Origin of the sequence: Novosphingobium mangrovisedimenti (assembly GCF_025153475.1) — a bacterium.
Lineage (GTDB): Bacteria > Pseudomonadota > Alphaproteobacteria > Sphingomonadales > Sphingomonadaceae > Novosphingobium > Novosphingobium mangrovi_A.
Map to the genome: position 1 here is coordinate 186,002 of NZ_JANZXA010000002.1, position 23,331 is coordinate 209,332.

Sequence of the window (23,331 nt, forward strand, 5' to 3'; positions counted from 1 at the left end):
TTGCTTCACTGCAAAGGCCAGTGCTCTATTGGGTTCCCCCATCAAGCCGGGCAGTCGCATCGACCCGGCGCCCATCGCATTCGGGGAGCATCCGCCCACCATGTCCTTTCACGTCCCCGGCCGTGCCGGTCGTATCCTGCCGCTTACTGCAATCGTTTTCACTCTCGGTGCCACGGCGGCACTCCCCGAGACGGCCCGCGCGACCGACGGTTATTTCCTGAACGGCGCCGGCGCCAAGGCCAAGGGCGCAGGCGGTGTCGAAATCGCCATGCCCCAGGATGCGCTTGCCATCTCGGTCAACCCCGCCGCCGCCACTGTGGTCGGCCACCGCCTCGACATCGGAATGGAACTCTTCGTGCCCGACCGCGGCGCCCGCATTTCCGGGAACGGCGCCGGGCTTGACGGGACCTATTCGGGCAATGGAGCCAATCCCTTCGTACTGCCCGAGGCCGGGTACGTGCGCCCGCTGTCCGACAGCGTGGCCGTCGGCATAACCATCAACGGCAATGGCGGCATGAATACCCACTACAAGGCCAATCCCTTCGCCAACTTCGGCGCAAGCGGCCCGGCCGGGGTAAACCTGCGCCAGATCATGATTTCGCCTGTCGTGGCCGTGAAGCTGGCGGAAGGCCACTCCCTGGGTGTTTCGCCGGTGCTCGTGCTGCAAAGCTTCAAGCTGCACGGGGCCCAGCCCTTCGCCGGCTTTTCGCAGGATCCGGCACAGGTTTCGAACAATGGTACCGACTGGACGACGGGCGTCGGCGTGCGCATCGGCTATCTTGGATCGATCGGCAAGAACGTGCGCGTCGGCGCGTTCTACCAGTCGAAGGTGTGGTCCGGACGCTTCAAGAACTACGGCGGCCTCTTCGCTCAGAATGGCAGTTTCGACATCCCGGCATCCTGGGGCGTCGGCGCCTCGGTCAGCCCGACAGCCGATCTCACGCTGGGGGCGGACTACAAGCGGATCGAGTATTCGGGCGTGCAAGCAGTCGGCAACACGCTTGCCGCGCTGTTCGAAGGCGTGCCCTTCGGTGCGGACAACGGCCCCGGCTTCGGCTGGCGCGATGTCGATGTGTGGAAAGTGGGCGCGGTCTACAAAGCCACGTCCGCGCTGACGCTGCGCGCCGGCTATGGCCGCTCGGACAATCCGGTACCCCGTTCGCAGACGCTGCTCAACATTCTGGCACCGGGCGTGGTTCGCGGACACTACACGCTGGGGGCGACAGTCAACCTGTCGCAAGATGCCGAAGTGACCGGCTACGTCATGCGCGCGCCACGCCAGACGGTTCGCGGCTCCGGCTCGATCCCTGCGTCCTTCGGCGGCGGGGAGGCCGACGTGCACCTTGCCGAGACCGCGGTCGGTCTCTCGTTCGGCCTATCACTCTAGGGGAAGCAGAATCATGCTGACGCTTTACATCGCGCCGCTGCTGGGCGGCATCGTAATCGGCCTTACATCGGGCGGCCTCTATCTGCTGATGGGCGAGATCGCCGGCATCACCGGCATCGCCCGTTCCGCCATCATCGGCCCTTCGCGCGGATGGCAGATGGCCTTCATCGCCGGCCTTCTGGCCTCGGGCGGCATCGCCGCGCTTATGCTGGGCGGAGACTTTACCGCCGGCATCGAGGGCATTCCCCTCCCGGTTCTTGCGCTGGCCGGGCTGCTGGTCGGCCTCGGCACAGATCTCGGCAACGGCTGCACCAGCGGCCACGGCGTTTGCGGCCTGTCGCGCCTGTCGCTGCGCTCGCTGGCGGCAGTCGGCCTGTTCATGGTTTCGGCCGGACTGACGGTCTTCCTTCTGCGTCACGGAGGGTTCTGATGCGCCTTGCCATCGGTTTCGTAACGGGCCTTCTCTTCGGTTTCGGCCTTCTGCTGGCGGGGATGACCAGCCCCGACAAGGTAAGGGCATTCCTCGATATCGCCGGCGCATGGGACCCCAGCCTTGCCTTTGTCATGGGCGGCGCGGTCATGACGGCAATGCCGCTTTTCGCGCTGGCGCGCCGTCGCGCGAAGCCTGTCGCAGGTGCGCTGTTCGACCGTCCGTCGACCACCATGATCGATCGCAAGCTCGTCATCGGCTCGTTGACGTTCGGCATCGGCTGGGGCCTTGCCGGCATCTGCCCCGGCCCGGCCCTGGTGGCTCTTGCCATCGTGCCATCGCAGACGCTTGCCTTTGTCATCCCGATGATAGCGGGACTAATGGTATCCGCGGCCTGGCGTCGCAGTGCCAGTGGCTCTGGCGTGGAAGCACTCCAGCATTAAGGAGCGGTTCGGCAATGGCCGCGTTGAACGCGTCCCGGCCTTTGCTCATGTCGGGGCGCCGATACGGCCGAGCCCTTCGGCTTCGGCGGGAATAGCAAAGCGCGCGACGTAGGGCGCGAACTGTTCGCGAAGCGCATCGGGATCGAGGCCGTACTGGCCCAGCGAATAGTCGTTGCGGCCGCGCGCATTCTTCGGGTTGTTCGCGTGCCAGTCACCCACCGCCTTTGCCACCGCGTCGGGCGTTTCGATGCCGATGCCTGCATGTATCCGGCGCATCTCGCCCACGGGATCGGCGACAAGCGCGTAGTAGTCGACATGCACCACACGGTCTGTGTGGGGGCCTGCATCGAACGCCATGATCCGGTCGATATGGCGCTGGATGAAGTGCAGCATGTCACGTCCGACCTCCTCCCTCTCCACCGGGCTGGCCGCATACATGCTGCGCAGATTCCAGGTCATTTTCGAAATCGACGCGACGACCTGCGCCGGATCGCGATGCGTCATCACGAAGCGGGCGTCGGGATAGACCTCGAGGATCTCGTTCATCGCAACGATGTGGTTCGGGTACTTGAGCGCCCAGGGCTTGCGATCGTTCCGCCACTGCAGGCACTGCAGCTGGCGCTTGTGGACCTTGTAGGTCTCTACGAGATCCAGCTCGTCGAGCAGCCAGTCGAAATATTGCGGCACCCGGAACAGGTTGTGCAATCCGGCAGCGCCCCAGCTCTGCTGCAGGAAGGCATGGCATTCGTCCGAGCCGTCCTCGTCGTAGAGATGCAGGGCCTCGAAGCCCTCGAAATGGGGGCGCGCCTTTTGCAGTTCACGCCACGCAGCGCGGCGCACCTCGATCGAGGCCGGATCGAACCCCGGCGGCGGAGAGGGCATGGTGGATTCCCAGGTCCGGATCAGACGAAAGCGGGGATCGCGATCGAACAGGTACTGGAAATAGGTCGTGCCCGAACGCGGCAGCCCCATCAGGAAAACGGGGGCCTCTATCGGTTCGTCGCCGATCTCGGGATAGTCGCGCAGCCATTTCAGGCTTTCCAGCCGGTTGGTCGCATCCATGAGAAACGTCGCGCGAACCCGTGCCTCGCCCGCTTCGGACAGTGGGAAGGTTTCACCGATGGCAGCAACCAGCCGTTCGAGATTGCCGGCAACGCCCGGATCGGTATCGGCGATACCCGCTTTCGCTTCCGCCTCGGCAATGATTGCTGATGCATCGAGCATGATGCCCCTCCTCCCCACAAACCTGCTGCTGCCTTCGCGCTTTCTGCCTTGCGGTCTTGATTCGTAGCGCAGGCTCTGTAATATTCGGTAAATGCCGAATATATCAAACCATAGCCTGAATGCCGATCAGCGCCGTTTCATCGACGAGATGGCTGCCTTGCTCACGCCTTGGGGGATGCAACCTGGAACGGCCAGCCTCTACGCCTACCTGCTGATCTGCGACGAACCGGTGAGCCTCGACGCCATCGCCGCCACGCTCGGCATGGCCAAGAGCAGCGTCAGCGTGGCGGGACGTGCGCTGGAGCAATTCGGGCTCGCGCGCCGCCATAGCGAACCGGGCAGCAAGCGCGTGCGCTATGGCGCGTCGGATTCCTATTCCGGCTTTCTCGTCGCCCAGGCCGGCCTGCTCGACGAGATGGGCCGGCTCGCGCAATCGCGCGCACCGGTGGTCGCAGAGGACGAGACCATGCAGCGTTTGCGCTATCTCGGCGCGTTCCACCGCAAGATGGCCGCAGCCATCACCGGCAGGATTTCCGAACTGCACGACGAGTTCCTGACCCACGGGCCTGACGAGGACTTGCGTTGAGCGCGATCGCACCGGTCATCCTCTTCTGGATGACCGGTGCGCCTGGGCAGGGAACTTGACGGGGAGTCCTTTTCGGCCCGAACAGCGTCACAGCGTGTTGAGCGGCAGCTTCAGGTAGCTCGCGCCATTTTCCTCCGGTTCGGGGAAACGTCCGCCGCGCATGTTCGTCTGGATCGAGGGCAGGATGAGCCGGGGCATTGCCAGCGATGCGTCGCGTGCCTGCCGCATGGAGACGAAATCGGCTTCCTCCACGCCCTCGTGAACATGGATATTGGCGGTGCGTTGCGCGCCAACGGTGGTTTCCCACACGAAGGTATCGCGGCCCGGTGCCTTGTAGTCGTGGCACAGGAACAGCCGCGTTTCGCCGGGAAGCGAGAGCAGCCGCCGCACCGACCGGAAGAGCGTGCGCGCATCGCCGCCGGGAAAGTCGGCGCGGGCAGTGCCGTAATCGGGCATGAACAGCGTATCGCCGATGAAGGCCGCATCGCCGATCACATAGGCGAGATCTGCGGGCGTGTGTCCGGGGACGTGGACGACGGCGGCTTCGATCGAGCCAACCCGGAACCGGTCGCCATCCTCGAAGAGATGGTCGAACTGCGATCCGTCACGCGCGAACCGCGTGCCTTCGTTGAAGATCTTGCCAAAGACCTGCTGCACGGTGAGGATGTCCCGCCCGATCGCGAGCTTCCCGCCGAGGTGTTCCTGCAGGTACGGCGCCGCCGACAGGTGATCTGCATGGGCATGGGTTTCCAGCAACCATTCGACCTCGATACCGTTCGCGCGGACATAGGCGATGACGGCATCGGCAGACCGGGTCGAAGTCCTTCCGGATGCCTGATCGAAATCGAGCAAGCTGTCGACGATGGCCGCCTTTCCGGTGGCCGGATCCGACAGAACATGGGTTGCGGTGAAAGTGGCTTCGTCGAAGAAGCTGCGAACCACCGGCGCTGCCGAAGCGGAGCGCTTCACGATGGCGGATGCTGCCGAGATGACGGGGTCGAACATGGTCCTTTCCTTCGAGGTGGGCAGGCCGGCGGCAGCGAGCCTCTCGCGCCGCCGGCCGATTGCGATGGGTCAGAGGTCCTTCTTGCTGAAGTACCAGTCAGTGTATTCGTAGCCTTCGCTGGCGCGTTCCTTCGCGGCCTGTGCCGTGGCCGGGGGCGGAACGATCACCTTCTCGCCGGGCTGCCAGTTTTCAGGCGTGGCGACCTTGTTGGCATCGGCGGTCTGCAGGGCCTGCAAGAGGCGCAGGAACTCGGCTACCGAGCGGCCGTTCGACATGGGGTAGTAGACCATGGCGCGAACCTTGCCTTCGGGATCGATCACGAAAGTGGCGCGAACCGCCGAGGTGTCAGAAGCGCCGGGGTGGATCATGCCGTAGGCCTTGGCCACGTTCATCGAGAGATCCTCGATGATCGGGAAGGGAATTTCCACGCCGAACTTTTCCTCGATGCTGCGCATCCAGGCGATGTGCGAGTGCACGGAGTCGATCGACAGGCCGAGCAGTTCGCAGTTGAGTGCCTTGAAGTCATCCGCGGCGCGGGCAAAGCCCATGAATTCGGTCGTGCAGACCGGCGTGAAGTCCGCCGGATGCGAGAAGAGCACGAGCCACTTGCCCTTGTAGTCCGACAGCGAACGCATGCCATCGGTGGTCTTGGCGGTGAAATCGGGCGCCGGCTCATTGATGCGCGGCATGGAAGGGATGGTGGTATCGGTCATTGCTGCCTCCTTGATTGGATGAACAGACAATATTCGAAAAACCTAATTTAGAATATTACAATATACAGAACAGAGTGATCGGAAACGCCAATCACCGGCAGCGCCCAAAAACGCCAAAACCACGCGCCCGAAATCCCTGCCTGTGGCAGTCGACCGGTGCTGCGAGGCGAACAGATGGCCTCGGCACTCTGCCAGGAAGCAGCTTCTCCCGCGATCAAATGCTGCAACACGCGTTTCTCGAGCACCAGGAGCGCACTGGCATCGTTCGTGCGCATCACAAGCCCGTCCGCGAGCGGTCGCGCGGCGTCACGCACGGCACCGGCCAGTCTCAGGAAGGCCCTCGCCTCGCTGCCGCTTCATGCCTGAATTTTCAACGGGGCTCGCATGATGGCATGCGGCCCCGGACGAACGGAACGGTGCTGTCAGCCCAAGGGAACCCGCTTCCGGCCGGCCAACGCATCTGGAATTGGCTGGCTTTCAAAGGCGTTCGTTCGAAAGGCTTTAGCGGAGACGGTACGAGCGCGTCATTGTCGAGGTTGTTCCCGCCGCCAACATGACACGGGCGAGCCAAAAGCCCCAAACCGTTCCACAAACCGCGGCGACGCTTCGCTCGCCCTGTCGGGCCGTGCCAGGGCGGTGCCGATCAGCAGCAGCGCCGGACCATCGCCCAGCGCCGTGCGCGCGGCCAGCGGGAGCAGGTCGAGACGGGTATGGAAATGACGCTCGGTCGGCAGGCTGGCGCTTTCCACGAGCGCTACGGGAGTCTCGGCGGGCAGGCCCGCATCGATCAGCCGGGCCGACACTTCGGGGGCAGCCGCCTTGCCCATGTAGACAGCCAGCGTCGCTTCGGGATCGGCAAGGCGCTGCCAATCGATCTGCAGGTCCTCTCCTGCCCGCGCGTGCGCCGTCACGAACGTCAACTTGCGGGCGAGCCCGCGCAGGGTAAGCGAAGTACCCAGGCTGGCGGCAGCAGCGCTGGCGGCAGTCACGCCGGGGCAGATGCGCACGGGCACCCCTGTGGCGCGACAGGAATCGAGTTCCTCGGTGGCGCGGCCGAAGATCGCCGGGTCGCCGCCCTTGAGACGCACCACTTTCTCGCCGGCCAGCGCAGCCTCGACGATCATCTGGTCGATCGTCCCCTGATCCTTCGAATGCCGCCCCGAACGCTTGCCGACATGAACTAGCCGCGCCGAACGGGCAGCCATCGCGATGATCTCCGGGCCCACGAGCGCATCGTAGAACACCACTGTGGCTTCCCCGATCAGGCGTTCGGCCTTGCGGGTGAGCAATTCGGCATCGCCCGGCCCCGCGCCGACAAGCCAGACCGAACCTTTCGGAAAATCCGTCATTCCGCGGCCTCCTTTTCCAGAGTGGCGAATGTTTCGAGCAACTTGGCGATGGCCGGGCGGCACGATCCGCAATTGGTGCCGGCCCTGGTGCAGGCCCCCACCTCGGCGACAGTTGCCGCACCGTTGCCAGCGGCGTCGGCAATGTCCAGTTCGCCCACCCCGTGGCAGACGCAGACGATCGCTCCGCGATCGGGCAGCGGCGTGCTGGGGCGGCCGGCCAGCAGTTCGGCCGCGCTGGCCTCGCCGAGGCCGAGTTGCCCGGCTACCCAGTTCCTGTCCGGAAGTTTACCCGAGCGGGTGAGGTAGGCTGCCGCGATCAGCGAGCCATCCTGCCCGCGCACCGCGATACGGCGCATGCCGCGCACCATATCGGCGACTTCCAGCCGTTCACCATCGGGCAGCAACGCCGCAAGGTCGATCTGCCCTTCGCCGGCGAGTTCGTAGAGCCAGCCCGCCTTCACCCGCGAGCGGGTCCAATAGAGCAGGCCTTCGGGCGCGATCACATCGCCGCGCACGACGAAGGCGCGCCAGTCGGGCGAAACGGGACCGACACGCGCCGCGCCATTCTTGAAACCGGGCTGGCCGGAAACCGGATCGACCGCCTGCGAACGCAGCCGGTTGCTGCGCCCCTGCCCGGCCATGGTATCGCTCCAGTGCATCGGCACGCAGATCTCGCCCCGCCGCTGCCCGTCGGACACCAGAACGCGATAGACCGCCGCCCCGCTTTCGGTTTCCACCCGCCCCAGACTGCCATCGACGAGGCCGAGCGCTTCGGCATCGGCAGGGTGGATTTCCAGCAGCGGTTCGGGCCGATGCTGCGAGAGCGTGGGCGACAGGCCGGTGCGCGTCATCGTGTGCCACTGGTCGCGATAGCGTGCGGTGTTGAGCCGCAGCGGGAATTCGGCACTGGCCACCGGCGCGTGCGGCAGAACCGAGACCAGCCGTGCCTTGCCCGATGCCGTCGGATAACCGCGCGAGAGCGGACGTTCACCGCCCCACTGGAACGGCTCCAATGCCTCGTATTCCGACGCGCTGATGGCGGCATGGGCCGTCAGGTCGAGCACCTTGCCCCGCGCCTTCGCCAGCGCGGTCATCTGCGCGTACTCGCGGAAGACATCGGCGGCGCTGTTCCAGGCAAAGCCATCGCCCCACCCCATGCGCGCGGCCACGTCCGCGACGATCTTCCAGTCCGCACGGGTCTCGCCCGGCGCGGGGAACAACGCTCGCTGGCGGCTGATCCTGCGTTCGGAATTGGTGACCGTACCGTCCTTCTCGCCCCAGCCGTGGGCGGGCAGGCGGACATGGGCAAAGCGGCCGGTGTCGGTATCGGCGATGATGTCCGAGACCACCACCGTCGGGCAGCGCGACAGAGCCTCGCGCACGAAGCCGCTGTCCGGCAGCGACACCGCGGGGTTGGTCGCCATGATCCAGAGGAACTTGATCTTTCCTTCGTGGACCGCCCGAAACAGCTCCACGGCCTTGAGCCCCGGCCCGGCGCAGATGTTCGACGCGTTCCAGAAAGCCGCCACATCGGCCCGCTCTTCCTCGGAAAAGCCGAGGTGGCACGCGAGCATGTTGGCCAGACCTCCCACCTCGCGACCACCCATGGCATTGGGCTGGCCGGTGATGCTGAACGGCCCTGCGCCGATCCGGTTGATCCGGCCTGTCGCGAGGTGGAAGTTGGTGATCGCGTTGCCCTTGTCGGTGCCGCAGACCGACTGGTTCGCGCCCTGGCTGAACAGGGTGATCATGCGCGGATGCCGGGCGACGAGATCGCAGAGCTTGGCGAACGTGTTGTCGGGGATGCCGGGTTGGTGGGTCAGGGAATCCCAGAACCCGGCATCCTCCTCTACATGAGCGGCGAGGTATTCCTCGTCCACCAATCCGCGCCGCCTCATCTCGGCGAGCAGCGCGTTGAAAAGAGCAATGTCGCCATCCGGCGCTACGGCGACATGTAGGTCTGCCTGCTCGGCCGTTTCGGTGCGGCGCGGATCGATGACGACGATTTTCGTGCCGCGCCGTTCACGCGTCTTTTCCAGCCGCTGCCAGACGACAGGATGACACCAAGCGGTGTTGGAGCCAACCAGCAGCACCAGGTCGACTGCGTCGAGATCCTCGTAGGAACAGGGGACCACGTCCTCGCCGAAAGCCCGGTTATAAGCCGCCACCGCGCTGGCCATGCACAGGCGCGAATTGGTATCGACATTGCCGGTGCCGACGAAGCCCTTCGCCAGCTTGTTGGCCGCATAGTAATCTTCGGTGAGGAGCTGGCCCGAAAGATAGAGCGCAACACTATCCGGCCCATGCTCGGCAATGCATTCGCGCATCCGGCCCGCGACGAGGTCGAGTGTTTCGTCCCACGAGGCTTCTCGCTCCCCGATCATCGGCGCAAGCAAGCGCCCTTCGAGGCCCACCGTCTCGCCCAGATGCGTGCCTTTGGAACACAGCCTCCCGCGATTGGCCGGGTGCGCGCGATCCCCGGTGATGACGACCCCCCGATCATCACCACCGGAAACCTCGGCGGCAATGCCGCAGCCGACGCCGCAATAAGCGCAAGTGGTGCGAATCGCCGCCATGACGGTCAGGCCGCCTCAGCCTGATCGCCCCCGCCGATCACGGCGGAACGCAGCAGGTAAATGCGCCCGGCATCGACCTTCAAGGGAATGGTGGGCACGCAACCCTCGTCATCGCCCAGCGCCTTTCCGGAGCGCAGCGAGATGTTCCAGTTGTGCAGCGGACACGTCACCACGTCGCCATGGACAATGCCCTGGCTGAGCGGCCCCTGCTTGTGCGGGCACGTGTTCACGATCGCGAAGAATTCGTTGCGCATCGTGTGGAACACGGCGATTTCCTCCCCGCCGATGACGGGCAAGGTCCGGGCCGTGCCCGGTTCGATCTGGGTAATCGGACCGATATCGAGCCAGTTGCCGATCATCATGCGTTCTCCATCTGCGAAGCCGGGAAAGGACGGACTTCGGCAAGGTGCTGGTGCAGTTTCTCGTGCTCGCCCGCAGCGCGCCTGGCCCAGGGATCGTCCTGCATGAACTGCTGCGAGTAGTGGAAGCGCGCGGCATAACGCTCGACCGCGCCCTCTTCGGCCAGCGCGTCCTTGACGTATTGCAGGCCAACCCGCTCCACCCAGGGCGCGGTGCGTTCCAGATAGTACGCATCCTCGCGGTAGAACTGGATGAAGGCCGCGCACATATCGAGCGCCTCCTCTTCGGTCTCCACCTTGCACAGCAGGTCGGTGGCGCGGACCTTGATGCCGCCGTTGCCGGCGATGTGCAGTTCGTAGCCCGAATCCACGCAGACCACGCCGAAGTCCTTGATCGTGGCTTCCGCGCAATTGCGCGGGCAGCCGCTGACCGCGATCTTGAACTTGTGCGGCATCCACGAACCCCAGGTCATCCGCTCGATCTGGACGCCGAGCCCGGTCGAATCCTGCGTGCCGAAGCGGCACCATTCGGAACCGACGCAAGTCTTCACCGTGCGCAGCGACTTGCCGTAGGCGTGACCCGAGACCATTCCGGCGGCGTTGAGATCGGCCCAAACGGCGGGCAGGTCTTCCTTCTTGATCCCGAATATGTCGAGCCGCTGGCCGCCGGTGACTTTCACCATCGGCGCGTTGAACTTCTCGACCACATCGGCGATCGCGCGCAGTTCCTTCGGACTGGTGAGGCCGCCCCACATGCGCGGGACCACCGAATACGTGCCGTCCTTCTGGATATTGGCGTGCATCCGCTCGTTGACGAAGCGGCTCTTCTGGTCGTCCTCGTACTCACCCGGCCATGCGCAAAGCAGGTAGTAGTTGAGCGCGGGACGGCACGAGGCGCAGCCATCGGGCGTGGTCCAGTGCAGTTCCTGCATGACCTGCGGGATTTCCTTGAGGCCCTTCTCGACGATCAGCTTGCGCACGTCGCCGTGGGTGAAGCTTGTGCACTTGCACATCGTCTTCGGGCCACTCTCGACCTCGCCGCCCAGCGTCAGCGCCAAGAGGCTTTCGACAAGGCCGGTGCACGAGCCGCACGAGGCCGAGGCCTTGCAGGTGGAACGCACCGCGTCGAGCGAATGCGCGCCGCCATTGATGCACGAGACGACCTGACCCTTGGAAACGCCGTTGCAGCCGCAGATTTCTGCGTCGTCCGAAAGGGCAGCAACGGCGGCATTAGGGTCCGCGAGGGCGCCCCCCGAGGCGAAGGCCTGGCCGAAGATCAGCGCCTCGCGGATGTCCGAGACATCCTCGCCCTTCTTCATCAGGTCGAAGTACCAGGAACCATCGGCGGTATCGCCGTAGAGCACGGCGCCGAGCACCTTGCTGTCCTTGACGATCACGCGCTTGTACACGCCGCGCGAGGCGTCGCGCATGACGATGTCCTCGCAGCCCTCGCCGCCCGAGAAGTCCCCGGCGGAGAACAGGTCGATGCCGGACACCTTGAGCTTGGTCGACGTGACCGAACCCTCGTAGCCCGAAGGGCTTTCGGTCACGAAATCCGCCAGCGCGCGGCACATGTCCCACAGCGGCGCGACAAGGCCATAGCACATGCCCCGGTGCTGGACGCATTCGCCGACCGAAAGGATCGCCGGGTCGGACGTGACCATGTGGTCGTCGACCATAATGCCGCGCTCGACCTCCAGCCCGGCTTCGCGGGCCAGCCCGGTCGCGGGGCGGATGCCGACCGCCATCACGACGATGTCGGCGGGAATTTCGGTGCCGTCTTCCAGACGCACACCGGCAACCTTTCCATCCTTGCCGATGATTTCCTTGGTGTTGGCGCCGGTGAGGATCGTCTGGCCGCGCCGTTCCAGCTCGGTCTTGAGCAGCCACCCGGCCGCTTCGTCGAGCTGACGCTCCATCAGCGTGGGCATCAGGTGGATGACGGTGACGTTCATTCCGCGCAAGTTGAGGCCGTGCGCGGCTTCGAGGCCGAGCAGGCCCCCGCCGATGACGACGGCATTGCCGCCCCCCTTGGCGTTACCGGCTTCGGCCGCTGCCAGCATCTTGTCCACGTCATCGAGGTCGCGGAACGTCACCACGCCGTCGAGGTCCTTGCCCGGCACCGGGATGATGAAAGGATCGGAACCGGTAGCGATCAGCAGCTTGTCGTAGGGTTCGATGCGGCCCGAAGCGGCGACGACGCGCTTGTGCTCGCGGTCGATGCTTTCAACCTTGTCGCCCGAGACTAGGGTGATGCCGTTGTCATCGTACCATTCGCGGGTGTTGATGACGATCTCGTCGAAAGTCTTCTCGCCCGCCAAGACCGGCGAAAGCATGATGCGGTTGTAGTTCACCCGCGGCTCGGCGCCGAAGATGGTGACATCGAACCGGCCGGGATCGCGAGCCAGGATCTCTTCCACCGCACGGCAGCCCGCCATGCCGTTGCCGATCACCACGAGCCGCTCCCGGACCTGTCCGGCGGGCTTGCCCTCCTCGAAGTTCATCGGTGCATTCACGTCACGTCTCCGTCCGCAACGCGCACAACAAAAAACCGCCTCGTGCCTGTTCCCTTGGGAAGAGGTACGGGCGGCTTCGTTGCCACGCGTCTGTAAATCTGATGGCGAGGCGCTGAAATCGTCCAACGGCGGACGGCGCATTCTCGCTGACGATGTGTTTAACCGATTCGCCCCGCTGTGGGCAAGCCGGTTTTTGCAGTGCAGCAGGGAAAGGTGGACCAAGGCCCACCTTTCCCCTCCGTTCAGTACTTGAAGCCGATCTGCAGCCAGAACTTTTCGGTATCGGTGCCGAAAGCCTTGGCATCGTAGTTCGCGTACTTGAGCAGGATCGGATAACCGGCCACCTGGAAGCCGAGGCTGGCATCCCATTCCTGGCCGTAATTCGTGCTGCCGAAATCGCTTTCGAACTTGTGGTAGATGACGGCGGCCTTCACCCCCTTGAGCGGGCCGGCATTGCCGAACGCCTTCGACACGCCGCCATGGTAGTCGCGCAGGCCGCTTGCAGGGGTCGTCAGGAACAGGTCCGCCCAGCCGTTGAAGGCATGCAGCGTGGCAAGCGGCGTCTGGAACGCGGCCACGCCATCGTCGCTGCCCAGTTCCTCGTAGCCACCCGTCAGCCGGAATCCTGCTACCGAGACACCGAGTTCGGCATCGATGTAGTCGGCGGAGTAATCGACCGGGTTGAGCTTGTAGTCCTGCTGGTTGGCGTAGCGGATCTTGAAATCGAGCTTGGCCTTGCCGCCCAGCGGCACGCCCCCCGTCGCCATGAAACCGATGGTCCGGCTCGAAAAAGCAAGACGGGTATCGTAGTCGAGCATGTAGGCAAAACCGACGAGCTTGACCGGCTTCATGTCGATGCCGGCATTGACGAGAATGAAGTCCCCGTCGAAGTGCGCGTTCGGACTGTCGACACCGAAGATCGTGCGCTGCGAGATCGAGTAGGTCGCATCGATCGAAACCGGCCCCACCTTGCCCTCGCCGCGCACGGCATCGAAGGTCTGCTCGTTCTGGCGCCAGCCCACGTTGCCGACGAAGCGCGCATCATCGAGAATGATGCGCTGGCGGCCGATGGTGACCTTCGCCGCCTTGCCCTTGTACGAAAGCTGCAAGCGGTTGATCTCGACGTTCTCCGGATCAGCAACGACCGAATAGGGCTCGGCGCCAAGGTAGCCGTTATTGCCCGGGATCGTGTCGTTGTAGTGGTCGGAAATCGCCAGCGTGCCCTCGGCTTCCGCCAGGAACGAAAGATTGTGAATCTTCGCTTCAGCGCCCGCGCGCATGCGGATCGTGACGGCATCGGCATCGAGACCGAGATCGTCCTGATTTACATGCTCCCAGCGCAGGAGCCCCTCGATGATCGGGTCGATGGTGAGATTGTCGTTCACCACGATGGGATCGCCGGGCTTTGCCGCCGCTGGTGTCGCGATGGCAAACGTAGCGGTGGTGGCAGCAAGTACGGCAAGCGAAAGTGCATTCTTCATGAGCGTGGCCCTCCGAAGGGCGTCCACCCCCGGACACCCCTTCCAAAACTGGATCGAAGGCAGACGCCATTGCCCGCCGGTTTAGTCCTCTCCCGGGCACTTCCCGGCCCCTTGTATTGCGCCTTGCACGGCGGGCGCCCTTGCCCGTCCGCCGCCCCTCATGAGCTGGCGCTTGCATTCTTGTCCTCCCCCGTGGGGGAGGTGGTAGCCCGCAGGGCTGACGGAGGGGATTCTCGTCGCAACGCAAAGGTTGCTTCGTAGCGAGAGTCCCCTCCACCGCCTGCGGCGGTCCCCCTCCCCGATACGGGGAGGGCAACGAAGTATCAGGCCGCCTTGGCGGCCGGCCCGTGGTCGTATTCGGCCAGAAAGTGCAGCACTTCCTGGCGGTAGTGATAGAACTGCGGATCATCGAGCAGCGCCTTGCGGTCGCGCGGGCGCGGCAGGTCTACTTTCAGGATCTTGCCGATGGTCGCGTTCGGGCCGTTGGTCATCATCACCACCCGGTCGGCCAGCAGGATCGCCTCGTCGACGTCGTGGGTGACCATGATCGCGGTCACCTTGGTGCGGTTCCAGGTTTCCACCAGCACGTCCTGCAGGTCCCAGCGCGTCAGGCTGTCGAGCATGCCGAAGGGCTCGTCGAGCAGCAGCAGACGCGGGCTCAATGCAAAGGCGCGAGCAATGCCCACGCGCTGGCGCATCCCGTTCGACATCTCGGCCGCCATCTTCTCCTTCGCATCGCCGAGGCCCACGCGGTCGAGATAGTAATCAACGATATCGCGCCGCTCGACCTTGCTGGCGTGCGGATAGACCCGCTCCACCCCCAACGCGACGTTCTGGCGCGCGGTGAGCCAGGGCATCAGGCTCGGTGCCTGGAACACCACGGCCTTGTCCGGCCCGGCAACGTCGATCTCGCGGTTGTCGAGTACGATGCCGCCAGCACTAATCGCATTGAGCCCCGCCGCCATCGTCAGGACGGTGGACTTGCCGCAACCCGAGTGGCCGATCAGCGAGATGAACTCGCCCTTGTCCATCAGCAGGTTGAAGTCCTCCACCACGGTGAGTGGCCCCTTGGGCGTGGGGTAGACCTTGTGGAGCTTGAAGAATTCCAGATAGCGCCGCTCCACCGCCGACCTGCCAGCTTCCACATAAGCGGCCGGCAGTTCGGCGTCCCTCCGCCCGGCAAACAGGTCCAGCGGCGCGACTTCGGGCAGCGACACGCTGCTTTCTCCGACGCTGGAACCTTGCTCGTTGAGAGCGCCGAGATAGCCGACGATCTGCTTGCGCAAGTGCTGGTAGTGCACATCGTCGTTCACCGCTTCGCGGTCGCGCGGGCGCGGTACATCGACGGTATAGATCCGTCCGATCCGCGCTGCTGGAGCGGGTGTCAGCACCGCCACGCGGTCCGCCAGCAGCAGGGCTTCGTCCACATCGTTGGTGACAAGGATGATCGTGCGCTTCTCTTCCTTGCGGATACGTTCGATTTCATCCTGAAGCTTGGAACGGGTGAGCGCATCGAGCGCCGAAAGCGGCTCGTCGAGCAGCAGGATTTCCGGCTCCATCGCCAGCGCGCGCGCCACCGACACCCGCTGGCGCATCCCGCCCGAAAGCTGCCCCGGCTTGCGGTCCATGGCGTGACCGAGGCCGACCAGTTCAACCTTCTGCTTCACCAGAGCGGCACGCTCTTCCCTGCTACGGTCCTTGTGGACCGCGTCCACGGCCAGCGCGACGTTCTTTTCCACGGTCAGCCAAGGGAACAGCGAGTAGGACTGGAACACCAGACCACGATCCTTGTCGGGCCCCTTGATCTGATTGCCGTGGAGCAGGATTTCACCCGCATCGGGCTCGATCAGGCCTGCAATGGACGAGATCAACGTCGTCTTGCCTGCTCCCGAGAATCCGAGGATGGCGATGAATTCCCCCTCCTCGACATCGAGATCGATGCCATCGAGCACCTGGGTAACGCCTCCGGTCTGGCCCTTATAGGACTTGGAGACACCCTTGAGCGAAAGGATCGTGGCCATGTCTTGTTCCTTTCCGGCAATTTGGTTCGGACTGCGTGGATCAGGCGAGGCGGTTGCGGCTGGCGAACTTCTCGACGCCCATCATGATCCGGTCGAGGAGGAAGCCGATCAGGCCGATGACGATGACGGCGAACATGATGCGGGCGAGCGACTGGCTGGAGCCGTTCTGGAACTCGTCCCACACGAACTTGCCGAGGCCGGGGTTCTGCGCGAGCATTTCCGCCGCGATCAGCACCATCCAGCCCACGCCCAGCGAGAGGCGCATGCCGGTGAAGATGTAGGGTAGCGAGGAAGGCAGCACGAGCTTGGTCAGCTTGGCGAACCAGCCCAGCTTGAGCACGCGGCCCACGTTGAGGAGGTCCTTGTCGATCGAGGCCGTGCCGACAGCGGTATTGATGAGCGTGGGCCACAGCGAGCAGAGCATCACCACGATAGCCGAGATCACGAAGCTCTTGGCCAGCATCGGATCGGCGCTGGTGATCGTGGCCGAAACGACCATGGTCACGATCGGCAGCCAGGCGAGCGGGCTGACCGGCTTCATGATCTGCACCAGCGGGTTGATCGCGGCATTGAACATCGGCGAAAGCCCCGCCGCCAGCCCGATCGGCACCGCGAACAGCGTCGCCAGAATGAAGCCGAGCGCCACGGTCTTGAGCGAGGTGAAGACCTGATCGAGGAACGTCGGCGGCCCGGCGTAGTTGAACGCGATCGCCTGCGTCCCGGCGGCAATGCGGGCATCCTGCGCCGCGTAGAATTCGGCCTTGGCCTCGTTCGAAGCCTGCCACTCGTCGTAGAGAGCGACACCCTGCTCGGCGACTTCCAAGGGGCCGGGAAGTGCGCCGAGCGAGGTGTCGACCTGCGGGGCAAGTATCGCCCACAGAGCCAGGAAGGCAAAGATCCCGAGGACCGGGGCCATCATGCCCCGTGCGAATTTCGCGGCAGCCGCCATGGCCTTTCCGGGCACGGCAGGCGCGGCAGCCTCGGCCGGCTTCCCGCCGGATACGGCCTGTGGGATTGCAGTGTCAGCCACGGTCTTCTCCGTTTCAACCGGCTCGATTTCGGCAAAAGCTGTCGCCATCGAAATTCTCCTCGGAACGTTTAGGCGGTTGTCAGTTTCCGGTCACGCCGGAAGCCGTCACGCGCTGGCCTTTCTTCAGGCCGATCTTGAGCTTGGCGAGATAGGCGTTGGGCTGCTTGCCATCGTAGGTGATGCCATCGATGAAGCCGCCCTGTTCGCCGCGGAAACCATCGGTCTCGGGGACCGAAGCCCTGGGGATCGCGCCATCCTTGACGAGGCTTTCGGCCGCCGAGAGATAGAGGTCGGGACGATAGACCGCCTTGGCCTCGTCGAAGTACCACTTATCGGCGTGATCCTCGGGGATCTGCCCCCAGCGGCGCATCTGCGTCATGTACCAGATGGCATCCGAATAGTACGGATAGCCCGCGAACTTGTCGAAGAAGATGTTGAAGCCCGGTGCGGGGCGGGTGTCGCCCGGTTCGAACGTGAACTTGCCGGTCATCGAGGCGGCAATCACGTCGTAGTCGGCACCCACGTAGTTCGGCTGCGAGAGGATCTTCACCGCCTCGGGACGGTTCTTGCCACCGTCTGCATCGAGCCACTGCTGGGCCTTGATGATCGCACGCAGCATGGCTTTGGTCGTGTTCGGATACTTCTCCGCAAAATCCTTGCGCAGGCCGAAGACCTTCTCCGGATTGTCGTGCCAGACTTCATCGTCGGTGATGATCGGAACGCCGATCTTCTTCTGCACCGCGGCCTGGTTCCAGGGCTCGCCCACGCAATAGCCCTCGATCGTCCCGGCTTCGAGCGTGGCGGGCATCTGCGGCGGCGGCGTGACCGAGAGCTGGACATCGGCACCGACCGTGCCGCCAACGTCGCCAGGCGTGTAATAGCCCGGGTTGAGGCCGCCAGCCGCCAGCCAGTAGCGCAGTTCGTAGTTGTGCGTCGAAACCGGGAAGACCATGCCCATGTTGAAGGGCTTGCCGCGCTGCTTGAAGCTCGCCACCACCGGCTTGAGGACCGAGGCCGAAATCGGATGCCTGGGCTTGCCATCTGCATCCTTGGGCAGGTCCGGCTTCACCATGTCCCAGACCTTGTTGGAAACGGTGATGGCATTGCCGTTGAGATCGAGGCTGAGCGGCGCGATCAGGTCGGCCTTGGTGCCATAACCGATGGTCGCCGCGATCGGCTGGCCCGCGAGCATGTGGGCACCGTCAAGCTGGCCGCCGATCACACCGTCGAGCAGGACCTTCCAGTTGGCCTGTGGCTCCAGCGTGACGTTCAGGCCCTCTTCGGCGAAGAAGCCCTTTTCCTTGGCGATGGCGAGCGGGGCCATGTCGGTCAGCTTGATGAAGCCGAACTTGAGCACCGGCTTTTCGACAGCCCCGACCGCGGAAGCAGCCTTGACCGCATCGCCCGATGGCGCATCGCTCTTGCTGCCGCACCCAGCCAGCGCGACGCTGGCCAGCAGCGCCACAACCGCTGCCCTGCGCGTAAAACCGAACCCCCGATCCATGCTCATCAAAACCACCCCGAATTGGCAGCGACAAACGCAAAAAACCGCCTCGACGCACGTCCTCTTGGACGACATCGGGCGGCTGCGTTGCCACTGATTGTTGAAAGCGCAGACCGGTTCTGATCCGCTCCCGTCCTTGGGAGACAACCGAGCTGCGTTACGCCTTGTTTAAGCGATTCGGCCCTTTCGCGTAAAGCCCCTTTTTGCGACGCAACACGAAGTAGCTGTCAGGACAGGTGCGAAATGTACCCTTCGATGTCGCTCGGATCGAACACGACTCCATCGAAGAAAACGTTCTTTTCCAAAGTCATGGAACCCTGCTGCGTTCCCACGACAGTGGTCGAGGCAAGGCTGCCCTCAACTTTCGAACTGGCCCCCGGAAGCGGTGCTCCGGTCCCCAGCAGTGCGCTGCGGTAGACGTCAGGGCGGAACACGCCGGCGGCCTTGCGGCACTCCTCCGCATCGAAGGGTATCGCGTCCCAGCGCACCATCTGGGTGTAGAGCCACTCCGCCTGACTGACCCACGGAAAGTTCGCCGCTTCGCGGTGCTGGAACATGAAATCGGGATAGTGAACGAGCGGTCCTCCACGCGCGATCAGCAACTGGTCCGAGATTGCCCGGCGGATCAGTTCGGCCGAACCGTCGAGATATTCAGGCCTGGCCAGAATCCCGGCATTCAGTTCCCAATTGGCCGGATCGACGAAGTGGGCACCAGCCTTGCACAGGGCCCGGATCAGCCGCTCCACACTCTCGCGCTTTTCCGTCAGGACGCCTTCGCGTAGCGCCAGCACCTTTTCGACGCCGCGTCGCCAGATCTGCGCGGTCGAAAGCACGATCTCGCCCGCGCCCTGCTCCACCGCCACACTGTTCCACGGCTCGCCCACGCAGATTCCGTCCACCTCGCCCTGCTTCAGCGCATCGGCGCAGAACGGTGGCGGAACGGTGGAAATCTCGACATCATGGTCCGGCCGGATACCGCAGGCCGCAAGCCAGTAGCGCAGCATGTAGTTGTGGCTCGAATAGCGGTGGACCACCCCGAACCGCAGCGGATCCCCTGCCCTAAGCCGTTCCTCGGCGATCTCCTTGAGAGCGGCGCCGGCCTCGGCGGGATCGCCGATTTCGTCCCCGGAACGGACCCTTTGCGCCAGCTCGGGCCGCAAGGTAATCGCATTGCCGTTCAGCCCCAGCACGAAAGGCACCGACAGCGGCTGCGCCGGCCGTCCCCGGCCCAGCGTGGTGGCGATCGCCAGCGGCGCGACCAGATGCGCGGCATCGCTGTGGCCATAGAGCAGGCGATCGAGCACCGTAGCCCAGCTCATGTCCTTCACGAGCCGGATCGAAACCCCCTCTTCCTCGGCAAAACCGTGTTCATGCGCAAGGATCGGCAGACAAGCGTCGACCAGAGGCAGGAACCCGATTGTCAGCTCGGTACTCACGTCGCAAAATCCCCCAGATTTCCCGTTCCCATCATGGGTTCCCCATCAGGTTGTGGGCCGTCACGATGGCTTCCGCGATGTCGGCAATACGCTTGCCCTGGTTCATCGCCGCCTTGCGAAGTTCGGCATAGGCCTTGGGTTCGGGCAGCCCGCGGCTGTCCATGAGAATACGCTTGGCCTTGTCGATGCTCTCGCGCTCGGCCAGCTTGCTCTTGGCTTCGGCCAGGTCCTGCTGCAGGCGCGAAAAGGCATTGAACCGGCGCACTGCCAGATCGAGGATCGGCCGGATACGCCCCGGCGCCATGCCATCGACGACATAGGACGAAACCCCTGCTTCCACCGAAGCCGCGATCGATTCATCGTCCGATTCGTCGACGAACATGGCAATCGGCCGCTGCAGCGCCCGGCTTACGGCGAAGTATTCCTCGAGCACGTCGCGCGATGGATTTCCCAGATCCATCAGCACTATATCGGGATCGATCTCGCCCATTCGCGCCAGCAGCCCGCGCCGCTCCGTCACCACGAACAGCTCGCAATCGTCGAGCGCGGCAAGCCCCTCCTGAATGATGGAGGCGCGCGCGGCGCTTTCGTCGATGATGGCAATGCGCATGAGCGGTCTTGTGCAGTGCGGCAGCGCTGCTGACAAGGGCCCCTATGCCGAGGCCGCCGGACAAGACCTGGACAGGCGGCTGTCCGATCAGAAAATCGTGCCGTTGACCTTTGCCGCCATCGTTTCCTTGACAGGAACTTCGAGGGCAGCAGCAGCCATGTCGAGAAGGTTTTCCGGGACGTTTGAGCACGTCGGCACGCGAGGGTACCGCGAAGCGCGAAGAACTTTCCGGCTCGACCATCACCATCACGTCAGGGAACATTGGGCGGCATGGCGACCACCCCCGTCATCCATCACCCGGAAGGGGCGATCATCGAGTTGGCGCGACACCGCGACAGCGCAACGCGTTTCGCCCAGAAGGAAATCGCACCGCTCGCGGCAAGGATCGATGCACAGGGCTGGTTTCCACGCGACCAATCAAGCCCAGACTGTCGCTGGGTTGGCAAAGCCGGGAATTGCGGTTGCAGCGCATTCCGCACGGGACTGGCTGAACGTCGGGCTTGACCAATTCTCCATGGGCCTCGACGTTTACGGGTAGTCGCGTCGATAGAAAGCTGGATGATGCTGTCCCGATTTTGCATCTATTTCGATGAAGTTGCGAAGCGGGGATCGATCCGTCGCGCATCGGAACACCTGAACATCACCCCCTCGGCCATCGACCGGCAGATCCTGATGATGGAAGAAAAGCTGGGGGTTCCCCTGTTCGATCGCATGCCCAAGGGATTGCGATTGACCGCGGCGGGCGAAGTTCTCGTCAGCACGATTCGGCGATGGCGGCGCGACCTGCGCAATGTCGAGGCGCATATCGATGAACTGCGCGGCCTCAGGCGCGGCGAAGTGACGCTGGCCCTCGTGGATGGCAGCGGAGAATTCGTCACCCGCTGTCTCGAAACCTTTTCGCGCAGCTATCCGGGCATTGTCTTTCACATGCAGCTCACCGTCTCGCAGGGCGTCGTCGACCGGGTCCTGAGCGGCGAGGCGGACATCGGGCTCGCCTTCAATCCACCCGAACGCCACGACGTGCGCGTGGAGCGCGCGCTGGTCTATCAGATCGGCGCGGTCATGCCTGCGGATCATCCGCTGGCCGGGCGCAACGAAGTGACGCTTTCCGAATGTGCGCAGCACCCGCTCGTCGGGCCCGATCAGGGCAATGTCCTGCGCATGATCCTGGACAACGTATGGTCGCAGACGCTGGGCGAATTGCCGCGCTTTGCCGCCTCGGCAAGTTCGGTCACGCTGATCAAGTCGCTCGTCATGCACAGGCTGGGCATCGGTTTCCTGACGGCGATCGACGTCGCGACCGAAGTCGCGAGCGGGCAGCTGCGCTTCGTCCCGCTGACCGACGTCAAGATGCCGCTTTCCGCACTCTCCCTCATCAGCGCGGCGGGCAGGCCGCAATCCGCCGCTACCTCGCTGCTGATCCAGCAACTCGCCAGTGCCATGCTCGACGAGAACGTGCCGCATATCGGATAGCATCCGGCATCGTGGTGAGTTTTTTCGAATGCGACCCTAAGAAAATTGAACTGGATTAGAACGCGCGGTGCGCGCACCATCCCTGTCAAGCGGATGGATCAAAAAGATCAGCGGCCCATCCGATAAAGGACGAAAAATTGTCGGGTAGAAGCAGAAGAGACTTGCTGAGCGCAGTGCCCATGGCGGGCGCCTTTGCTGCATTGGCGGCATGCGGCCAGACCGAAGGCGGCAGCGGCGCCAAGGGAGGTTCCCTTGGCCCCAAGCGCACCGTTGCCTGGGCCGTGGGCACCACGGGATCGGATTTCGTGACCGAGATTTCCGTCGGCGCCGCCGATGCCGCCGCAATGCTCGGCTGGCGTTTCAACCGCATTCTCAACGCGCTGCCGACGCCCGATGCCCACATCAACGCGATCCGCACTGCCGTTACCGCGCGTTCGGACGTGATCCTGACGGTCGACTGGTATCAGGCCGTGGTCGACGAAATCGCGGCAGGGCAGAAGCAGGGCACGCATTTCGCCGTCGTCAATTCGGCCAACAACCCGGACGAACTGGCCCCGCTCAATGTGCCCTTCGTGGGGCAGGAGCCGCGCACCACCGGCCGGCTGATGGGCGAACGGATCGCCGCGGCCCTCGCAAAGAAGGACATCAGGCAGGGCAGCGTTCTGGTGGGCAACCCGTTTCCAGGATCGCTCAATATCGAGGAGCGCATTCGCGGGATCGGCGAAGGCCTCGCTTCCGCTGACGGCGGCCTCGAAATGGTGACGTTCCCGGACAGCGCGGCGGCGGACTCGACCTTGTCGGTCGGGCTCTACAAGGCGAAGATTACCGAGATCGGCAATGTCGTCGCCCACGCAGTGGCGGGCAGCGAAATGTCGGCGGTGCCGCTGACGAAAGCGCTGGCCGAGCTGCAGACCGGCCCCGGTCAGGTCGTGGTCGGCAGCTGGGTCAGCAGCCTGAAGACGCTGAACCTCGTCAAAAGCGGGCAGATCACCTTCGCGCTGGACGAAAACCTTTATTATCAGGGCTTCATGGCGGTGCTGCTCGTCTGGTCGATGCTCGAGCGCCAGATGCCCGCTTCCACGCTGTCGTCAGGGCACACTTGGGTGTCGGCCGACAATGTCGAAGAGATGATCGCCAGCTACAACCGCCGCAAGGTGGCGGCGGAAGCCTATGGCCTATCATGATTT

Annotated in this window: 19 protein-coding genes; 6 read left to right on the top strand and 13 right to left on the bottom strand. The window is 64.1% G+C overall.

Translation table 11 applies throughout. The features are described 5' to 3' along the window. The first annotated feature begins 100 nt into the window (after window positions 1-100). Genes NZK81_RS04370 through NZK81_RS04380 form a run of 3 tightly spaced genes read left to right on the top strand, consistent with a single transcriptional unit; the run spans window position 101 to window position 2,260 of the window. A complete protein-coding gene (locus NZK81_RS04370) occupies window positions 101-1,387 on the top strand; it encodes an OmpP1/FadL family transporter (RefSeq protein WP_260044251.1) in 1,287 nt (428 codons plus the stop codon). 13 nt (window positions 1,388-1,400) lie between these two features. Then, window positions 1,401-1,817, top strand: coding sequence for a YeeE/YedE family protein (locus tag NZK81_RS04375; RefSeq protein WP_260044253.1), 417 nt, complete (start codon window positions 1,401-1,403; stop codon window positions 1,815-1,817). Beyond that, on the top strand, window positions 1,817-2,260 hold the full coding sequence (locus NZK81_RS04380) for a DUF6691 family protein (RefSeq protein ID WP_260044255.1): 444 nt from the start codon (window positions 1,817-1,819) through the stop codon (window positions 2,258-2,260). The genes NZK81_RS04375 and NZK81_RS04380 overlap by 1 nt, the downstream gene beginning before the upstream one ends. Before the next feature lie 45 nt (window positions 2,261-2,305). On the opposite strand, the gene NZK81_RS04385 is transcribed toward NZK81_RS04380, so the two are convergent. Next, window positions 2,306-3,484, bottom strand: a complete 1,179-nt coding sequence (locus NZK81_RS04385; RefSeq protein ID WP_260044257.1) for a sulfotransferase family protein — start codon at window positions 3,482-3,484, stop codon at window positions 2,306-2,308. A gap of 91 nt (window positions 3,485-3,575) precedes the next feature. On the opposite strand from NZK81_RS04385, the gene NZK81_RS04390 reads away from it, so the two are divergent. Next, entirely contained in the window at window positions 3,576-4,070 is a 495-nt protein-coding gene (locus NZK81_RS04390) for a GbsR/MarR family transcriptional regulator (RefSeq protein ID WP_260044259.1), read from the top strand. An 87-nt stretch (window positions 4,071-4,157) separates the two neighbouring features. Here NZK81_RS04390 and NZK81_RS04395 read toward each other — a convergent pair whose 3' ends face one another. The 12 genes from NZK81_RS04395 to NZK81_RS04450 form a co-directional block, all read right to left on the bottom strand. Next, entirely contained in the window at window positions 4,158-5,075 is a 918-nt protein-coding gene (locus NZK81_RS04395; protein WP_260044260.1) for an MBL fold metallo-hydrolase, read from the bottom strand. A gap of 69 nt (window positions 5,076-5,144) precedes the next feature. After that, entirely contained in the window at window positions 5,145-5,789 is a 645-nt protein-coding gene (locus tag NZK81_RS04400; RefSeq protein WP_260044262.1) for a peroxiredoxin, read from the bottom strand. Between the two features lie 524 nt (window positions 5,790-6,313). Next, window positions 6,314-7,138, bottom strand: a complete 825-nt coding sequence (gene cobA, locus NZK81_RS04405; protein ID WP_260044264.1) for a uroporphyrinogen-III C-methyltransferase — start codon at window positions 7,136-7,138, stop codon at window positions 6,314-6,316. Beyond that, window positions 7,135-9,714 carry a nitrate reductase gene (locus NZK81_RS04410; RefSeq protein ID WP_260044266.1) on the bottom strand — a complete coding sequence of 860 codons (2,580 nt, stop codon included), beginning with the start codon at window positions 9,712-9,714 and terminating at the stop codon, window positions 7,135-7,137. The genes cobA and NZK81_RS04410 overlap by 4 nt, the downstream gene beginning before the upstream one ends. A gap of 5 nt (window positions 9,715-9,719) precedes the next feature. Further along, on the bottom strand, window positions 9,720-10,073 hold the full coding sequence (nirD, locus tag NZK81_RS04415; RefSeq protein WP_260044706.1) for a nitrite reductase small subunit NirD: 354 nt from the start codon (window positions 10,071-10,073) through the stop codon (window positions 9,720-9,722). Next, window positions 10,073-12,577: a nitrite reductase large subunit NirB gene (gene nirB / locus NZK81_RS04420; protein ID WP_260044709.1), complete on the bottom strand. Its 2,505-nt coding sequence runs from the start codon at window positions 12,575-12,577 to the stop codon at window positions 10,073-10,075. Before nirB ends, nirD begins: the two co-directional genes overlap by 1 nt. 254 nt (window positions 12,578-12,831) lie before the next feature. Then, a complete protein-coding gene (locus NZK81_RS04425) occupies window positions 12,832-14,070 on the bottom strand; it encodes an alginate export family protein (protein WP_260044268.1) in 1,239 nt (412 codons plus the stop codon). Window positions 14,071-14,393: 323 nt separating this feature from the next. Beyond that, window positions 14,394-16,091 (bottom strand): ABC transporter ATP-binding protein, encoded by a 1,698-nt coding sequence (locus tag NZK81_RS04430; protein WP_260044270.1) that lies wholly within the window; start codon window positions 16,089-16,091, stop codon window positions 14,394-14,396. 40 nt (window positions 16,092-16,131) lie between these two features. Further along, entirely contained in the window at window positions 16,132-17,169 is a 1,038-nt protein-coding gene (locus tag NZK81_RS04435) for an ABC transporter permease (protein WP_260044272.1), read from the bottom strand. A gap of 31 nt (window positions 17,170-17,200) precedes the next feature. Beyond that, a complete protein-coding gene (locus tag NZK81_RS04440) occupies window positions 17,201-18,631 on the bottom strand; it encodes a CmpA/NrtA family ABC transporter substrate-binding protein (protein ID WP_260044274.1) in 1,431 nt (476 codons plus the stop codon). 221 nt (window positions 18,632-18,852) lie between these two features. Next, window positions 18,853-20,061 carry an ABC transporter substrate-binding protein gene (locus NZK81_RS04445; protein ID WP_260044276.1) on the bottom strand — a complete coding sequence of 403 codons (1,209 nt, stop codon included), beginning with the start codon at window positions 20,059-20,061 and terminating at the stop codon, window positions 18,853-18,855. Window positions 20,062-20,092: 31 nt separating this feature from the next. Further along, complete coding sequence (locus NZK81_RS04450; RefSeq protein WP_260044278.1) at window positions 20,093-20,671, bottom strand: ANTAR domain-containing response regulator; 579 nt, start codon at window positions 20,669-20,671, stop codon at window positions 20,093-20,095. A 558-nt stretch (window positions 20,672-21,229) separates the two neighbouring features. Here NZK81_RS04450 and NZK81_RS04455 point away from each other — a divergent pair. Both NZK81_RS04455 and NZK81_RS04460 read left to right on the top strand, forming a co-directional pair. Further along, window positions 21,230-22,144: a LysR family transcriptional regulator gene (locus NZK81_RS04455; RefSeq protein WP_260044281.1), complete on the top strand. Its 915-nt coding sequence runs from the start codon at window positions 21,230-21,232 to the stop codon at window positions 22,142-22,144. A 161-nt stretch (window positions 22,145-22,305) separates the two neighbouring features. Then, a complete protein-coding gene (locus NZK81_RS04460) occupies window positions 22,306-23,328 on the top strand; it encodes a substrate-binding domain-containing protein (protein WP_260044283.1) in 1,023 nt (340 codons plus the stop codon). Window positions 23,329-23,331: the final 3 nt, after the last annotated feature.

Excerpts from the sequence above, each read along its gene's own strand:
- NZK81_RS04435 (WP_260044272.1), bottom strand. The coding sequence starts at position 17,169 with ATGGCGACAGCTTTTGCCGAAATCGAGCCGGTTGAAACGGAGAAGACC.
- NZK81_RS04440 (WP_260044274.1), bottom strand. The coding sequence starts at position 18,631 with ATGAGCATGGATCGGGGGTTCGGTTTTACGCGCAGGGCAGCGGTTGTG.
- NZK81_RS04385 (WP_260044257.1), bottom strand. The coding sequence starts at position 3,484 with ATGCTCGATGCATCAGCAATCATTGCCGAGGCGGAAGCGAAAGCGGGT.
- NZK81_RS04410 (WP_260044266.1), bottom strand. The coding sequence starts at position 9,714 with ATGGCGGCGATTCGCACCACTTGCGCTTATTGCGGCGTCGGCTGCGGC.
- NZK81_RS04380 (WP_260044255.1), top strand. The coding sequence starts at position 1,817 with ATGCGCCTTGCCATCGGTTTCGTAACGGGCCTTCTCTTCGGTTTCGGC.
- nirD (WP_260044706.1), bottom strand. The coding sequence starts at position 10,073 with ATGATCGGCAACTGGCTCGATATCGGTCCGATTACCCAGATCGAACCG.
- NZK81_RS04400 (WP_260044262.1), bottom strand. The coding sequence starts at position 5,789 with ATGACCGATACCACCATCCCTTCCATGCCGCGCATCAATGAGCCGGCG.
- nirB (WP_260044709.1), bottom strand. The coding sequence starts at position 12,577 with ATGAACTTCGAGGAGGGCAAGCCCGCCGGACAGGTCCGGGAGCGGCTC.
- NZK81_RS04455 (WP_260044281.1), top strand. The coding sequence starts at position 21,230 with ATGATGCTGTCCCGATTTTGCATCTATTTCGATGAAGTTGCGAAGCGG.
- NZK81_RS04370 (WP_260044251.1), top strand. The coding sequence starts at position 101 with ATGTCCTTTCACGTCCCCGGCCGTGCCGGTCGTATCCTGCCGCTTACT.
- NZK81_RS04375 (WP_260044253.1), top strand. The coding sequence starts at position 1,401 with ATGCTGACGCTTTACATCGCGCCGCTGCTGGGCGGCATCGTAATCGGC.
- cobA (WP_260044264.1), bottom strand. The coding sequence starts at position 7,138 with ATGACGGATTTTCCGAAAGGTTCGGTCTGGCTTGTCGGCGCGGGGCCG.
- NZK81_RS04390 (WP_260044259.1), top strand. The coding sequence starts at position 3,576 with ATGCCGAATATATCAAACCATAGCCTGAATGCCGATCAGCGCCGTTTC.
- NZK81_RS04425 (WP_260044268.1), bottom strand. The coding sequence starts at position 14,070 with ATGAAGAATGCACTTTCGCTTGCCGTACTTGCTGCCACCACCGCTACG.
- NZK81_RS04450 (WP_260044278.1), bottom strand. The coding sequence starts at position 20,671 with ATGCGCATTGCCATCATCGACGAAAGCGCCGCGCGCGCCTCCATCATT.
- NZK81_RS04395 (WP_260044260.1), bottom strand. The coding sequence starts at position 5,075 with ATGTTCGACCCCGTCATCTCGGCAGCATCCGCCATCGTGAAGCGCTCC.
- NZK81_RS04430 (WP_260044270.1), bottom strand. The coding sequence starts at position 16,091 with ATGGCCACGATCCTTTCGCTCAAGGGTGTCTCCAAGTCCTATAAGGGC.